The sequence below is a fragment of the Accumulibacter sp. genome (assembly GCF_023806635.1).
In the GTDB taxonomy this organism is placed as follows: domain Bacteria; phylum Pseudomonadota; class Gammaproteobacteria; order Burkholderiales; family Rhodocyclaceae; genus Accumulibacter.
The window spans coordinates 55,911-71,168 of record NZ_JAMTDQ010000085.1; the positions used below are offsets into that span (position 1 = coordinate 55,911).

The following is a 15,258-nucleotide window of genomic DNA, read 5'->3' on the forward strand; positions in this document are numbered from 1 at the left end:
GGCGAACGAGAGCGCCAGTCACGAAGCTGCGGTGCCCGCAGCTGCGGCCGCTCCGGCCAAGGCCACGGGCAAGGCTTCGGCACGCGCTGCCAAGACTGCGGAGCGGCAGGCGGAGAGCAAGCCGGCGAAGGCGAAGGGCACGAAGGGCACGGATGCGAAACCCGCCACCGCGGCTGCCGCACCGACGCCGACGGTCGGCCTCGGCGAGATCGTACCCGTGCGCAAGCCAAAGATGGACGCCAAGACCTATGAGAAGGCGCTCTCCAAGCTGCAGATCGAGCTCGTCAAGCTGCAGGAGTGGATCAAGTTCAAGAAGCTCAAGGTAGTGGTGATCTTCGAAGGTCGCGATGCCGCCGGCAAGGGGGGCTGCATCAAGCGCATCACCGAGAGCCTGAGTCCGCGCGTCACGCGCGTCGCCGCACTGCCGGCACCGACCGAGCGCGAGGCGACCTCGTGGTATTTCCAGCGCTACGTGCAGCACCTTCCCGCCGGTGGCGAGATGGTCCTCTTCGATCGCAGCTGGTACAACCGGGCCGGCGTCGAGCGCGTCATGGGCTTCTGCACCGAAGAGGAATACCGCGAGTTCCTGCGCACCTGCCCGGAGTTCGAGAGAATGCTCGTGCGCAGCGGCATCATCCTGATCAAGTACTGGTTCTCGGTCAGCAACGAGGAACAGGAGCGCCGCTTCCAGAAGCGCATCTTCCATCCGGAAAAGCACTGGAAGCTGAGCCCGATGGACCTGCAGTCGCGCGCCCGCTGGGTCGAATACTCGAAAGCGAAGGATGCGATGTTCGCGCACACAGACATCAAGCAGGCCCCGTGGTATGTGGTCAACGGCGACGACAAGATGCGTGCCCGCCTGAACGTCATCACGCACCTGCTGAACATGATCGACTACGAAGACCTGACGCCACAACCGATCGTCCTGCCGCCGCGTCAGGACGAAGGTGGTTACGTCCGCCCGCCGATCTCCGACCAGACCTTCATTCCCGAGGTCTACTGAAGGAGACCGTGCAACGGCGCCTGTCAGGCAACAGGAAGCCAACAAAAAACCCCGCCGCAGCGGGGTTTTTCTTGGCTGTCGCGGCACAGGACACAGCATCCGGAGATGCCCGCTCCGCGCCCTCTCCCGTTACTTGTAGTAGCCGACGGCGCAAACCTGGTCGCCGATACGGGTAACGTAGGCGACCTTGACCACCGGATCGGTCTGACCCGGGCGCGGCCACATGTAAGTGACCTCGCTGATCGTCGCCTCCTTGGCGGCAGCATACACCTCCTCACCGAGCGGTTTGCCGGCCTTGTCCTTGAGCGCCTTCAGGCTCTGGCCGACGAGCGTCGGATGCGCCGTGAAGTTGCCATCGGGACCGCCGCAGTAGGGATACAGATCGCGATCCTTGAAGCCGCCCTCACCCTTGGTGAACATCACCAGCGCCTTCGCCTTGTCGGCCTTGACGGCAGCGGCAGCTTTCTCGAGCATGGCTTTCGCCTCGGCGGGCGTTCCGTACTCTGCTGCCAGGGCACCGCCGGCGAAACCCAGAAATGCCACAGCGGAAAGCATGGCCAGTTTCTTGCGTAGCATCGTAACCCTCCTAGTCAGGTTGTCACGCGGCGCTCCGGCCAACGACCTGCCAGAGTGGCGCGTGCGAGAGGCAAATCCCCCCGCGCCGCATCGTAGCCGAAAAATGCCGCTCAGGGGCGGCCGACATCGCTCGCACCGGCGAGCGGTCGCCGCCCGATCGGCCCCGGCCATGCTCCTGAATCACGCCGTGCCGTCGTCCCGGTAGCCAGCGCGCCGCGCATGTCGCGCGCGGAGGGCCATCGCCATCTCGAAAGCGGCTTGCGTGAAGCTCAGGATCTCGGCGAACTCCTCGTCGCTCAGCGCCCGCGCGTCGTCGTTGCTGCGATAGACGTTGACGAACTGATGTTCGCGGACGGTCTGCAACACCAGCCTGCCGACACCCAGGGCCTCGAGGGTCTGCCACAGCTCGGGGTTCGATGCCCGCGTGAAGCGCATGACGAAACCGACCGGATCGTTGCGGCCAAAGACGGCTGCCAGGCGCAGGATCAGTTCGAAGGACAGGGCCAGGCGCCCATTCTCGATCGCCTCGATCAGCGTCGGATCCTTGAGATCGATCGCCTGGCCGACTTCGGCGATCGTCAGTCCGGCCGTCTCGCGCACGGCGCGCAGTGCCGCGCCCGTCTTCGCCCACGCGGCCGTATCGCCGACGCCGGGCAGCACGGCGCGCACCACCTCGCTCGCGGCGTCGATCGGATGTCCCTCCTGCAGCGCCCTGCCGACCTTGCCGGCAGTCTGCAGCGCCCGCCCGGCAACGACCGTCGCCGAACTGAGGTCGAGCAACCTGCCGGCCATCGCCCGCACCTGGTCGACGATCCCCGGTTCGTTCGCCGGCGGTGCGGCAGGCGCCGCCGCCTCCGGTGTCGTCTTCGGGGTGCCTCGCTTGCCAGTCGATCCTGCCTTGCGTCGTCCTGATGATGTGGGCGGGGTAGTCATGGTGATCGTCTCCTGATGCGCTGCCGGCCCGAATGCCGGCATCGGGCACATCGACAACCGCTACAGTACAGGCGGCGAGGCTGCAGGGGCAAGTGGCATCGCTGCAGTAGGTCACGGCGGCTTCGCCGGCGTCGCCGGCTGGCGCGCGCCCGCGGAACCGCCCGCAGCACCCGCCGGGCGCCCACCGACGCCGGCGATGCTCGCCTTGCACTTGATCCCCGCCGGCAGCTTCAATCCCGGATTGGCCATTTCGAGGCGGACGCCGAAGGTGCCGCTGGCGGCATCGTGGACGCGGTCGATGACCTTCACCTTCGCGACATGGCGGCCGCCGACCGGTGGCTCGGGCAGCACCTCGACGTTCTGCTCGAGCGCCAGCTTGCCGAAGGCCTCGATCGGCATCAGCACCTCGACGAACAGCGTGCCGATGTCGGCCAGGCGCAGGATCGGCTTGCGCAGGTCGCGGTTGTCGGCCAGTTCGCCGGCACTCAGCAGGCGATCGACGACGACGCCATCGACCGGGCTCCTGATCGTCCGCAGGCGCAACTGTTCGGACAGGCGGCGGTACTCGATCTCGGCCAGCCGGCGGTCGTCGCGCGCCTCGACCAGCTCGGACTCGGCGAGCCGCTTCTCGGTCAGCGCCTCGTCGCGGTCGTGCAGCGAGATGAACGACTGCCCGGCGAGCTTCTCGCGCCGGTTGTACTTGGCGGTCGCGAACTCGACCCGGCTCTCGCCGGTCCGCACGCGCCCCTGCATCGTCGAGCGGTAACGCGCCGCCTCGGTCGCCGCCCGCTCGACGCCCGAATCGAGCGTCACCAGAACCTGCCCCGCCTTCACCATGTCGCCGCGGTCGACCCAGATCTTCTCGATCAACCCCTCGCTCGCCGCCCGCACGTCGACCGTCCGGCTCGGCTCGATGATGCAGTCGAACTCGCCGGCCAGCGCCGGCCCGGACAGAAACGCCAGCAGCACGCTGCCGCCGATCCGCATCGCCCCGTTCATCGCCTACTCCCCTCTTCCGGCAAAGGCCAGGGACTTCTCGACCCGCTGGTCCTGTTCCATCGTCTGCCGCCGGATGCACGCATTCTGCCGCTCGGCGGCCCCCTGCGCCAGCCGCCGCAGCAGCCGTCCGAGCAGCGGCGGCAGCAGGCCGTCGGCCGCCGCTTGCGCGCGCAGCCAGCCGAGCCACGGCGCGGCATGGGCGACGAAGAGTTCGTCATCGAGCGCGACGATCGCCTCGCAGGAACCCGGGTCACCCTGCCGCCCGGCGCGGCCGAAGAGCTGCCGGTCGATGCGCGCCGCGTCATGGAACTCCGACAGGATGACGTGCAGGCCACCGGCCCTACGCACTTCTTCGCTGAGGACGATGTCGGTTCCGCGCCCCGCCATGTTGGTCGCCACCGTGATCCGCCCGGGCGTTCCCGCCTGCCTGATGATCTCGGCCTCGTGCGCATCCTGGCGCGCATTGAGCACCTCGTGCGGCAGGCCGGCCGCCAGCAGCCGCTGACTGGCGACCTCTGAGGCCGCCACCGAACGCGTGCCGATCAGCACCGCCCGCCCGCCGGCGCGTATCTCGCTCGCCCGTTCGACGACTGCCGCCCAGCGCCGCTCGCTGGCGCAATACACGCGCTGCCCGAGGTCGCGGCGGATCATCGGCTCGTTGGTCGGGATGGCGACGACGTCGAGCGCATACACCGAACGCATTTCCGGCGCCACCTCGGTGGCGGTGCCGGTCATCCCGGCGAGACAGAGGTAGCGGCGGAAGAAGCGCTGATAGGTGATGCGCGAGATGGTGTCGCGCCGTTTCGAGAGGTCGATTCCCTCCTTGACCTCGAGCATCTGCTGCAGGCCCCGCTCCCATGAGCGGTCGGGCAGCACGCGCCCGGTGTATTCATCGACGATCTGCAGCTTGCCCTCGACGATCAGGTAGTGCCGGTCGAGCTGGAACAGGTGCAGCGCCGACAGCGCCTGCTCGACGAGTTCCTCGCGCGCGCGTGCGATTCCCCAGAGGCCGGGCAGGCCGCGGGCGAAATCGCCGACCACGCCGCGCCCGGCGTCGCTCAGTTCGATGCTGCGCTCGTCGGGTCGCAGCCGGTAGTGCTCCTTCGCCGCCAGTCCGGCGGCGAGCGCCAGCGCCTGCTCATAAAGTGCCCGCCCCTGCGGGTCTTCGGTATCGCTGGAGATGATCAGCGGCGTGCGCGCCTCGTCGATCAGCACGCTGTCGGCTTCGTCGACGATGGCGTAGAACAGTCCGCGCAGCAGTGCCGGTGCGGCACGCTGCGGCGTCCCGGCCAGCCAGCCGTCGACGCGGGCGCGACTGGCGCTGCGGCTGCGCTTCTGGCTGATGCGGTCGCGCAGGTAATCGAACACCAGATCCTTGTTGACGCAGTAGCTGACTTCACAGGCGTAGGCGGCAGCGCGCTCGTCGCGCTCCTGGCCGGGGACGACGAGGCCGACACGCAGGCCGAAGAAGGCGTAGACCGGCGCCAGCAGTTCGGCATCGCGTCGCGCCAGGTAGTCGTTGACGGTGATCACGTGCACCGGCACGCCGGCGAGGGCGACGGTCACCGCCGGCAATACGGCGGTCAGCGTCTTGCCCTCGCCGGTCTGCATCTCGGCCAGCTTGCCGTACAGCAGCGCATGCCCGCCGATGAGCTGCACGGGGTAGTGACGCAGGCCGAGCAGCCGCGTGCACACTTCGCGCACGAGCGCGAAACACGCGACGACCGACGCCGCGACGAGACCATCGCTCGCCAGCTGCAGGCGGACGGCGGCGGCGCGGCGGCCGAGTTCGCCCTCGTCGAGCGCGGCGAGCGCATCGGCCTGCGCCTCGACCTCTGCCACGAAGCGCCGCCCGCGCTGCCGGCGCAGCGGCACGCCGCGCTGCGCCCAGCGCCCGCCGAGGCGACCGAGCAGGCGGTCGAAGCGATCGTCGCGCAGGTCGCCGCGCTCGGGGTAGAGTCCGGGCGCGAAGGCATGCACCTGCCAGCCGGCGAGCAGCGCCCTAGACATCGAAGCGGGCGAGGAAGAGCTGCCGCAGGCGGCGTCCCCACTGCGTGGCGAGCGGCTCGGCGTGGTGATGGAAGCGGACGAAGACGCGCGTGCCGATCTCCGGGCTGCCGGCTTCCGGCGGCAGTTCGAGGTCGAACTGGAACAGCCGCTGCAGCGTCCTGAGACCCTCGTTGTCGCGCGGATCGGTGGCGTGCGGTCCGCCGCCGGCGAGCGACAGCGCCCTGCTCGGCAATTGCTCGTGGCCGCCCGGGACTTCGCGCAGCAGGCGTGCGTCAGCGGTCCGGTCGAGGCGGTCGGCGAGCTTGACCTCGACCCGGGTGCGCCGCTCGCGAACGAGGGCGATGTCGTCCTGGCCGACGACGACGCGTACCAGGCGCGGCGGCCCGCTGTCGATGTAGCCGAGGAGTTCTCCCTGACGGAGGTATCGCCCCGGCAGATCCGCGGCGCGCGCCAGCCTCAGCCGCCCCGGCATGCCGGCGACGACGAGCAGCAGTTCGAGTTTCTCCTCGGCACGCGCCAGCGCCACGCGCTCGCGCTGCAGGTCTTCCTGGATCGCCGCCGCCTGCGCGCGGTCGTCGAACATCAGCGCCGCGTACTGCACCGCGTACTGGCGGACGCGCGCCCGGCTCTCGTCGGCCTGCGCGGCGAGCGCCGGGTCGCGCATCGCCAGCAGCACGTCGCCGCTGGCGACCGTCGCCTCGGGTGCGGCGAAGAGATGCTCGACGAAGCCGCTGCCGGCAGCGCGCACCTCGGCGTTCTCGGGCACCCAGACGACGCCTTCGGCGTGCGTGCGCAGCGGCAGCGGCACGGCGAACAGCAGGAGCGCGAGCAACGCCAGGCCGCCGCAGGTGACGAGGCGTGCACGGCTGCGCGTGCGCTGCACTTCCGGGCTCGAGAGAACGTACGACAGGCCCTTGGCGAGCGGTCGCAGGAACATCGTCACCGCCGCCCAGATCGCCAGGACGACGCCGATGAAGAAGAACTCGCCGGCGATGAAGAGGATGATGGCGATCATCACCAGCGTCCGGTAGACGAACGAGGCGGCGCCGTAGAAGAGGAACCAGCGGCGCTCGCCCGGGCTCGCCAGCGGCCGCTCGATGTGCCTGACGCCGAGCAGGTATCGCTTGGCGAGCCACTGCCAGTACTGGTTCGAGCGGTTGCCGAGGTTGGGAATCTCGATCAGGTCGGCGAGGACGTAGTAGCCGTCGTAGCGCAGCAGCGGGTTGCCGTTGAAGAGCAGCGTCGAGGCGCCGGCGACGACGACGACGTTGAAGGCGACCGAGCGCAGCAGGCCGGGTTCGACGGTGACCCAGACGAGCATCGCGATGCCGGCGAGGAAGAGTTCGACGAGGATGCCGGCGGCGCCGACCAGCGCGCGCCGCCACTTGCTGCGGAAGGCACCGGCGGCGCTGGCCTCGACGTAGGGGATCGGCGCCAGCACGAGGAGCATGATCCCCATCTCGTGCACTTCGCCACCGCCGGCCTTGACGGCGTAGCCATGTCCGAGTTCGTGCAGGCCCTTGAGCAGCGGGTAGATCAGCCAGAGCAGCAGCAGGTTGTCGGTGGCCAGCAACTGGTCGCTGAGGTTGCCGGTCAGTTCGGACCAATGGACGCCGGCGAGGACGGCCGCCGGCAGGACGACGAGCAGCCCGAGGGCGATGCCGGTGCGGCCGGCGAGCGGCTGCAGCAGTGGCCAGCTGCGCGCCAGGAAGGCGTCGGGATCCCACAGCGGGATGCGGATCGACATCGGGTTGATGAAGCTCTGCAGGAGCTTCTGGCGTTTCTCCTTGCGGCCGCGTTCGCCGAGTTCGTCGATGTCGGGCGGCAGGTCGGCCTGCAGCAGGTCGCCGGCGTGCAGTTGTGCGAGCAGGCGGATCACTTCGTCCTGCGTCGGCGCGTCGGCGCCGGCTTCGGCGGCGACCTGCTGCCAGATGGCGTCGATCGTCCGCTCGCCGTCGAGCAGGCGGACGACGCGATGGGCGCCGGGGCTGAAGCGGTGCAGCTTGCCGGCGGCGCTGTCGTGCAGGACGTACCACAACTGGCCGCGGAAGCGCTGCCGCTGGATGCGGGCGTGCGCGCGCAGCGCCGGCCGCAGGGCGGCGACGCGGTACCACGAGGCGCTGAGGAAGGGGCCCGCCATGCCGCGCCTACGGCAGCCAGGTCCAGGCCTGCAGGCGCAGCCAGTCGCTCAGGCGGTGCGTCCAGATCCAGGCGTAGCTCTGCGCGCCGGCGTCGATCTTGCCGACGCCTTCCATTCCCGGGCGCAGCTTGAGGTCGCTGCGTGCCAGCCGCGCTTCGACGCGAAAGACGTTCCTGCCGTCCTCGGCTTCGGCGGTGGCGATGTTCTGCACCTCGAAGTCGAGGACTTCGCCGGCCAGGCCGGCGAGGACGAGGCGGCCCTTCTGGCCGGGACGGACGTCGCGGATGTCGCGATCCTCGACCTTGAGGATGACCCGCCAGGCGTCGAGCGGGGCGATCTCGAAGAGCAGCTTGCCCTGCTCGACCGGCGAGCCGAGGAGCTGGCTGAGGTCGCCGGAGACGACGATGCCGTCGAACGGGGCGACGATGCTGGCGCGCGCGAGCTTCTCCTCGACCAGCGCGAGTTGCGACTCGGCCTGCTGCATCTGCGCCAGCGCGACGTTGGCGTTGGCGCGCTCGTGCCTGGCCAAGGCATCGCGGTAGCGGCCTTCGTGCTGCCCGCGCTCGGAGCGCCAGCGCTGTCGCTCGACGAGCAGGTCGCGCTCGTCGAGCGTCGCCAGCACCTGGCCCTGGCGGACGATGAAGCCGGCGCGCACGGGTGCCTCGCGCAGGAAGCCGTCGAAGGGGGCGACGGCGGCGCGCTGCACTTCGCCTTCGACGACGGCGCGGGCGTTGACGCGGTAGTCGCCATCGAGGAAGAGGATGCCGAGGAGGACGAGGGCGGCGGCGGCAAGCCCGACGCGCAGGCCCGGCCGGCGGCGGTCCCGGAGGTGGCGCCAGGCGTCGCGCAGGCGGTAGGCGAGGCGCCCGGCGAACCAGCGGTGCAGTTCGATGCGGCTGGCGAGGAGCGGCGCGAGCAGCGTGCCGACGGCCTCGCAGCTGCGCACTTCGTCGCTGGTGAAGGGGTTCGCGCGCGCGAAGCTGAGGACGCCGATGCCGAGCCCCCGGTGTTCGAGGACGACCGAGCAGACGGCGCGCGCGCCGGCGAGGTCGCGGTGGGCGATGGCGATGCCGCCGTCCGCTTCGTCGAGCGGCGGGTGGACGATGCTGCGCCGCTGGTCGAGGGCTTCGTCCATGGCGTTTTCGAGGGCGCTGACGAACTGGCTCTTCTTTTCGAAGAAGGCGGAGTGCGAGAGGGCGAGCAGGCGCGCCTGGCCGCGGCGGTCGATGCCGAGCGCGACGCGGTCGCAGGCGAAGCGGCTGGCGAGGTCATTGACCACCGCCAGCGCCAAGTCCGGCAGGCGCTCGTGTTCGGCGGCGACGGCGAGGACGTCGAGTGCGCTGCGCGCGCGCTCGACGCTTTCGGCGTCGGCGAGGCTCTCGCGGCGCAGGAAGAGCGTCTCGATCCAGCCGATGCCCCAGTGCAACTGTCGCAGGACGTGTTGCAGTGCGTCGTCGGGGCGCTCGGCGAGGTCGAGGATGACGGCGCCGTGCAGGCGCCCTTCGAGTTCGACCGGGTAGGCGACGACGACGAGCGCGCCGGGCTGGCCGCACAGCACCTTGCCCTGGCGTTCGCCGAGGCATCGTTCGGCAGCCGGTGCGAGGTAGCCGACGTCGGTCTGCGGCGAAGGCCAGACGGCGGCCGGGACGAAGGCGCCGCCGCCCTGCTCGAGCAGCAGCAGCGCCGCGCGCACTTTTTCGAGCTGCAGGCATTGCAGCGCCAGCCAGCTGGTGCAGAAGTCGGCGGCGGTGGCGGCGGAGGCGAAGGCGCCCCATGCGGCAGCGGCGTCCGCTCGCCCGGACTCGTCGCCGGGACTCGGTGTCTGCGGCGAAGCGAGCGTGCTGGATGAACTGGTGACCGAGTTCAAGACGGTGCTTCCCGATGGGAACGGCGAGTGCAACCTCCTACGCGGCCCATTCCAGCCAAGCCCCGAACCGCCGCCACAACGGCAACCAGAAAACAACTCGGACTGGCAGGGTCAGCTTCGTCCAGGGGGCCTGCCGGCAGGCTGGTCGCATCGCTGCTGGGATGCTGATCGAATCAGGCCTGAGCGCAAAGCGCTCGCATTTTCAGAGCGCGGGCGGCCCGAAGAGGTCCTCAAGACTCCCGGCATCGAGGACCTGATCGAGCCAGATGTCGATCTGCTCGACTGAGGCGCGTGAAATTGACTGCACAACCTCGGCGGGGATCGAACCGAAGCGCCTTTGCAACAGCTTCTGCAGCGCCAGCGCCTCACCCTCGGCCTTGTAGGCATGCGCCCATTCCTCCAGTCGTTCGGCCAACATGACGTTCAGCTCCTGTGGATCATCGATCTGAGGCCAGACGATACGGTATTCCGCTCTGCGCATCAACGTTGCCCGGATCCAGAGCGCGAACATCCCGCGCAGGCCCGGTCGGTCCGCCAGCCAATCGGCCAGCAGTCCCAGGATCCAGAGTGGCGGTGTCGCGCACCTGATCCAGCCACGCACCGGTCTGCTCGCCTGGCCGGCGACGGTGGCGTACTCAGACCAGCGGATGGCGGCGGACGATGGTTTCGCGGCGCTCCGGACCGGTCGAGACGATGTCGATCGGCACGCCACAGAGTTCCTCGATCCGCTCGAGATAGGCACGTGCCGCCGTCGGCAGGGCATCGATGGTCGCTGCGCCGACCGTCGACGCCGACCAGCCGGGCATGCTCTCGAGGATCGGCTGGCAGTTGGCGACTTCGTCGGCACCCATCGGCAACAGCTCGACGCGTTTGCCGCCGAGGGCGTAGGCGGTGCAGATGCGCAGTTCGTCGAGGCCGTCGAGGACATCGAGCTTGGTGATGCACAGGCCGCTGACGCCGTTGATCTGGATCGAGCGCCGCAGCGCGGCCAGGTCGATCCAGCCGCAGCGCCGTTTGCGCCCGGTGACGGTGCCGACCTCGCGGCCTCTCTGCGACATCTGGTGCCCGGGCTGTCCAGCGCTTTCGATGTCGAGCTCGCTCGGGAAGGGGCCGCTGCCGACGCGCGTGCAGTAGGCCTTGGTGATGCCGAGAACGTAATGCAGCATCCCGGGCCCGATTCCGGAGCCGGCCGCCGCCTGCCCGGCGACGCAGTTGGACGAGGTGACGAAGGGGTAGGTGCCGTGATCGATGTCGAGCAGCGCTCCCTGCGCGCCCTCGAAAAGGAGGTTCTTGCCCGCCTCGTTGAGTGCGTGCAGCGCCGCCGAGACGTCGCTGACCAGCGGCTTGATCTCTTCGGCGTCGGCCAGCACCCGCGCCAGGACACTGTCGCAGTCGACGGCGGCAGCGTTGAGATAGCGGGTCAACACGAAGTTGTGATAGTCGAGGTTCTCCCGCAGCCTGTCCGCCAGACGGTCGGGGAAGAAAAGGTCATAGACGCGCAGTGCGCGCCGTGCGACCTTGTCTTCGTAGGCCGGACCGATTCCCTTGCCGGTGGTGCCGATTCGCAGGTCGGCACAGCGGGCGGCTTCCCGCGCATTGTCGAGCGCCGCGTGATAGCCGAGGATGAGCGGGCAGCCAGGGCTGATCCGCAGGCGCGAGCGGACGTCGATGCCGCCCGCCTCGAGGAGGCGAATCTCGCTCAGCAGGTGATGGATGTCGAGCACGACGCCGTTGCCGATGAAGCACTCGACGCCCTGGCGAACGATCCCCGACGGCACCAGGTTGAGCTTGTAGACCTGTTCGCCGACGACCAGCGTGTGGCCGGCGTTGTGGCCGCCCTGAAAACGGACGACGCCGGCCGCCTGATCGGTGAGCCAGTCGACGATCTTGCCCTTGCCCTCGTCGCCCCATTGCGTTCCCACCACCACCACATTCCTGGCCATCAGACTGATCCGTCCCTAACGATGTTCGCGAGCAGCCACTGCCCGTCATGCTCCACCAGCTGTCGGTCGCACGCTGGTCCTTCGCTGCCGCTCTCGCCCGGCAGCAGTTCGACCACCACCTCACCCTCTGCGCGCAGCGCGGCGATCGCCCCCGCCAGGCTGCTGCCCGCCGCCGCGCACGGGGCAAGGATCGCGCCCGGCTGCGGCGCGCCCGCCCGCAACCGGGCCAGCTCGCGCAGGTCGAGCGAGAAACCGGTCGCCGGCCGCGCCCGGCCGAAGACGCTGCCGACGCCGTCGTAACGGCCGCCAAGGGCAATCGCCGTCGAGTAACCCGGACAATAGGCGGCGAAGACGACGCCATTGTGATAGTGGTAACCGCGCAGGTCGGCGAGATCGAAGGAAAGTGGCAGATCGGGGAGCGAGGCCTGCAATTCCTGCAGCGTCGCCAACGCGGTGACGATCCCCGGCAAGTGGGGCAGATCCCGCCTCGCACGAGCCAGGATGTCGACGCCACCGTAGAGTTCCGGCAGCTCGAGAAGCGCGCTGCGCCAGGGCTCGTCGAGACGGCGGCAGGTGTCGGCCAGACCGGGCAGATCCTTGCCCTGCAGCAACAACAGCAGGGTCGCTTCGAGTTCGCCGTCGACGCCGGCGGCGGCGGCCAGGGCGCGAAAGACGGCGACATGGCCAAGGTCGATGCGCGCCGCGCTGACGTCGGCCGCGGCCAGGGTGGCGGCCATCAGCCGAATGACCTCGCGGTCGGCAGCGACGCCGGCGTGACCGTAGAGATCGGCCCCAAGCTGGATCGGTTCGCGGCTGGCACCCAGCGCCGCGGGCAGCGTATGCAGCACGCTGTCGCAATAGCACAGACGGGTGACACCCTGCCGGTTGAGCAGATGGGCGTCGATCCGCGCCACCTGCGGCGTCATGTCGGCGCGCACGCCGAGGGTACGGCCGGACAGCTGATCGACCAGCTTGAAGGTGCGCAACCGCAGATCCTGGCCGGATCCGGTGAGCAGCGACTCGAGATGCTCGAGCAGCGGCGGCAGGACCAGTTCGTAGCCATGCACGCGAAACAGGTCGAGCAGCCTGCGGCGAAGGCTTTCGATGCGCGCGGCCTCGGCTGGCAGGGCGTCGGCGATGTGCTCGGGCAGCAGCCAGTTCATCGGAAGATCATCAGCAACACCAGCCCGACGAGCATCGAGGTCAGACCGACAAAACGGATCTGCCCATCGCTGAAGCGGATGAGGCGACGGAAGGTCTCGCGCCAGGTGGACGGGGCGACGAAGGGCAGCAGCCCCTCGACCACCAGCATCAGGGCCAGCGCCAGCAGCAGGTTGTCGATCATTTGCCGGCTTTGTCGCCGCCGCGGCCCATGCTCTTCATGTACTTGAAGAAATCTGAATTCGGCTCGACGACGATCACGTCGTTCTTGCCCTTGAAGCTGTTGCGGTAGGCTTCGAGGCTGCGATAGAAAGCGTAGAAGTCGGGATGGTTCTCGAAGGCCTGGGCGTAGATCGCGGTCGCCCGGGCATCGCCCTCACCCTTCATCTTCTGCGCATCGCGATAGGCTTCGGCGACGATCACCTCGCGCTGCTTGTCGGCGTCGGCACGAATCTTCTCCGCTTCGGCAAAGCCCTGCGAACGCAGTTCGTTGGCCACCCGCTTGCGCTCGGCGTCCATCCGGCGGTAGACCGAATCGCTGACGTCGCTCGGCAGCTCGACCCGCTTGACGCGCACGTCGACGATCTGGACGCCGATCTTGCGGGCATCCAGGTCGGCCTTCTCGCGCATCTGCTCCATGATCTTGTTGCGCTCACCCGAAACGACGTCATGCACGGTCCGCTTGCCGAACTCCTCGCGCAGGCCGGCATTGACGGTCTGCGACAAGCGCGTCTTGGCACGCCCCTCGTCGCCGGCGACCGAGATGTAGTAGAGCTTGGGATCGACGATGCGCCACTTCGTGAAGGAGTCGACCAGAACGTTCTTCTTTTCCGAAGTGATGAAACGCTCCGGCTCGGGATTGTCGAGCGTCAGGATGCGACGGTCGAAATAGCGCACGTTCTGGATCAACGGCCACTTGAAGTACAGTCCGGGCTCCTCGATCACTTCGCGAATCTCGCCGAGCTGGAAGACGATCGCGCTTTGCCGCTGGTCGACGGTGAAGATGGTCGCACCGAGGAGGACGAGGACCGCAACGAACGTGCCGACGATGAAGTTCATTCCGCCCTTCATCAGCGGGCCTCCCGATCACGCTGACGCAGCGTCTCGCGCGAGCGCGTATCGCCCTTCTCGACGACCTGCGGCGGCACTTCGTTGGACGCCGCCGGCGACGGCCGCGACGGCGGCGGTGCTTCCGGACCGCCGCCGGCAGGCGCAGCCGCCACTGCTCCGGCCGCCTGCATCAGTTTGTCGAGCGGCAGGTAGAGCAGATTGCCCTGCCCCTTGGTATCCACCAGCACCTTGCTGGTGTTCGAGTAGACCTGCTGCATGGTTTCGAGATACATCCGGCTGCGTGTCACCTCCGGTGCCTTGGCATACTCGCTGACGATCTGCCGGAAGCGGCTGGCGTCACCCTCGGCGCTGACGGTGACACGCTTCTGGTAACCCTCGGCCTCCTCGAGCAGTCGCGCTGCCGTACCGCGAGCCTTTGGAATCACGTCGTTGGCGTAGGCCTGACCCTCGTTCTTCTGCCGCTCGCGGTCCTGCGACGCCTTGACCGCATCGTCGAAAGCCGCCTGTACCTGTTCCGGTGGCTGTGCGTTCTGCATCGTCACCTTGGAAATCAGGATGCCGGTCTGATAACGATCGAGGATCTCCTGCATCAGCTTTGCCGCCACCGCGGCAATCTGCTCGCGCCCCTCATAGAGCACGAAATCCATCCTGTTCTTGCCGACGATCTCGCGGATGGCCGTCTCCGCCACCTGCATCACGGCGTCGTCGGGACTGCGATTGTTGAAGACGTAGTCGACCGGATCGTTGAGGAACCACTGCACCGCAAACTGGATGTTGATGATGTTCTCGTCGTCGGTGAGCATCAGTGCTTCCTTCAGCACCTTGTTCTTCTCGCTGCCACGGTAGCCGATCTCGACCGTGCGCACGCCGGAGACGTTGACCAGCTCGTGCGACTGGATCGGATACGGCAGCCGCCAACGCAGGCCGGGGTCGGTGCTCTCCTTGTAGCGGCCGAACTGCAGCACCAGCCCGCGCTGCGAGGCATCCACGATGTAGAAACCACTCGCCAGCCAGACGACCACGACGAGCGCCAGCAGCAGACCGATGCCACCGCCGAGAAAACGCGGATTGAATTGCACAGGCGGCCGGTCGCCACCCCGGTCTCCGCCACGATCACCACCACCGGCGCGCTTGCGGTCGAATATCCCCGACAGGCGACGATTGAGGTCGCGCCACAACTGATCGAGGTCCGGCGGCCCCTGGTTGGGGCGACGGCCGCCGCCATCATCACCGCCGCGGTTGCCCCACTGCGGGTCATTCAGCGACATCAACACGCCAAGGCTAGAAATCATGGGGAACCATCCGAATCAAGATGCCTATCCACAGCCTGCAGGACCGCGGCACCAGAAGCGCCCCGACTTGTCCCGCCCGTCTTCAACAGAGCGATCTCGGCCAGCGCTCCACGCAGCAGGGGCAACCCCTGACCGCCGATGGCGCTGACGCGAACGCGGCGGATTCTACCATACTCGTCCCGCTCGACCGAAGGCGGCAGCCCCGTGACAGCACTTCTCATTTCAAATCCGCGCAAGGCGGTGGTTGGCTGAGGTTGGCGCAC

At 68.4% G+C, this 15,258-nt stretch carries 13 protein-coding genes and 1 pseudogene; 1 reads left to right on the forward strand and 13 read right to left on the reverse strand.

Annotated features, from left to right (window positions below):
• Positions 1–232: 232 nt before the first annotated feature.
• The gene (gene ppk2, locus NFW30_RS14890; protein ID WP_295357250.1) at positions 233–1,003 is read left to right on the forward strand and encodes a polyphosphate kinase 2; all 771 of its coding nucleotides are present in this window, start codon (positions 233–235) and stop codon (positions 1,001–1,003) included.
• Positions 1,004–1,132: 129 nt separating this feature from the next.
• Here the strand turns inward: ppk2 and NFW30_RS14895 are convergent, their stop codons facing one another.
• The 13 genes and pseudogenes from NFW30_RS14895 to NFW30_RS14955 all read right to left on the reverse strand — a co-directional run.
• Positions 1,133–1,579: a cache domain-containing protein gene (locus NFW30_RS14895; RefSeq protein WP_295357214.1), complete on the reverse strand. Its 447-nt coding sequence runs from the start codon at positions 1,577–1,579 to the stop codon at positions 1,133–1,135.
• 180 nt (positions 1,580–1,759) lie between these two features.
• Positions 1,760–2,512, reverse strand: coding sequence for a helix-turn-helix transcriptional regulator (locus tag NFW30_RS14900; RefSeq protein ID WP_295357217.1), 753 nt, complete (start codon positions 2,510–2,512; stop codon positions 1,760–1,762).
• Positions 2,513–2,623: 111 nt separating this feature from the next.
• Positions 2,624–3,511 (reverse strand): efflux RND transporter periplasmic adaptor subunit, encoded by an 888-nt coding sequence (locus tag NFW30_RS14905; RefSeq protein WP_295357220.1) that lies wholly within the window; start codon positions 3,509–3,511, stop codon positions 2,624–2,626.
• A gap of 3 nt (positions 3,512–3,514) precedes the next feature.
• A complete protein-coding gene (locus tag NFW30_RS14910; protein WP_295357223.1) occupies positions 3,515–5,521 on the reverse strand; it encodes a hypothetical protein in 2,007 nt (668 codons plus the stop codon).
• Positions 5,514–7,661, reverse strand: a complete 2,148-nt coding sequence (locus tag NFW30_RS14915; protein WP_295357226.1) for a PqqD family peptide modification chaperone — start codon at positions 7,659–7,661, stop codon at positions 5,514–5,516. The genes NFW30_RS14910 and NFW30_RS14915 overlap by 8 nt, the downstream gene beginning before the upstream one ends.
• Positions 7,662–7,668: 7 nt before the next feature.
• Positions 7,669–9,528, reverse strand: a complete 1,860-nt coding sequence (locus NFW30_RS14920) for an HlyD family efflux transporter periplasmic adaptor subunit (RefSeq protein WP_295357230.1) — start codon at positions 9,526–9,528, stop codon at positions 7,669–7,671.
• A gap of 202 nt (positions 9,529–9,730) precedes the next feature.
• Positions 9,731–10,039: a DUF4351 domain-containing protein gene (locus tag NFW30_RS14925; RefSeq protein ID WP_295372318.1), complete on the reverse strand. Its 309-nt coding sequence runs from the start codon at positions 10,037–10,039 to the stop codon at positions 9,731–9,733.
• A 124-nt stretch (positions 10,040–10,163) separates the two neighbouring features.
• Positions 10,164–11,471, reverse strand: a complete 1,308-nt coding sequence (locus tag NFW30_RS14930; protein ID WP_295357236.1) for an adenylosuccinate synthase — start codon at positions 11,469–11,471, stop codon at positions 10,164–10,166.
• On the reverse strand, positions 11,471–12,634 hold the full coding sequence (locus tag NFW30_RS14935; protein ID WP_295357239.1) for an ATP phosphoribosyltransferase regulatory subunit: 1,164 nt from the start codon (positions 12,632–12,634) through the stop codon (positions 11,471–11,473). The genes NFW30_RS14930 and NFW30_RS14935 overlap by 1 nt, the downstream gene beginning before the upstream one ends.
• Entirely contained in the window at positions 12,631–12,816 is a 186-nt protein-coding gene (locus NFW30_RS14940) for a DUF2065 domain-containing protein (protein ID WP_034939233.1), read from the reverse strand. The genes NFW30_RS14935 and NFW30_RS14940 overlap by 4 nt, the downstream gene beginning before the upstream one ends.
• Positions 12,813–13,703: a protease modulator HflC gene (hflC, locus tag NFW30_RS14945; RefSeq protein WP_034939235.1), complete on the reverse strand. Its 891-nt coding sequence runs from the start codon at positions 13,701–13,703 to the stop codon at positions 12,813–12,815. The genes NFW30_RS14940 and hflC overlap by 4 nt, the downstream gene beginning before the upstream one ends.
• Entirely contained in the window at positions 13,703–14,971 is a 1,269-nt protein-coding gene (hflK, locus tag NFW30_RS14950) for an FtsH protease activity modulator HflK (RefSeq protein WP_295357252.1), read from the reverse strand. The genes hflC and hflK overlap by 1 nt, the downstream gene beginning before the upstream one ends.
• A gap of 20 nt (positions 14,972–14,991) precedes the next feature.
• Positions 14,992–15,258: pseudogene (locus NFW30_RS14955) on the reverse strand (hypothetical protein); the annotation flags it as partial.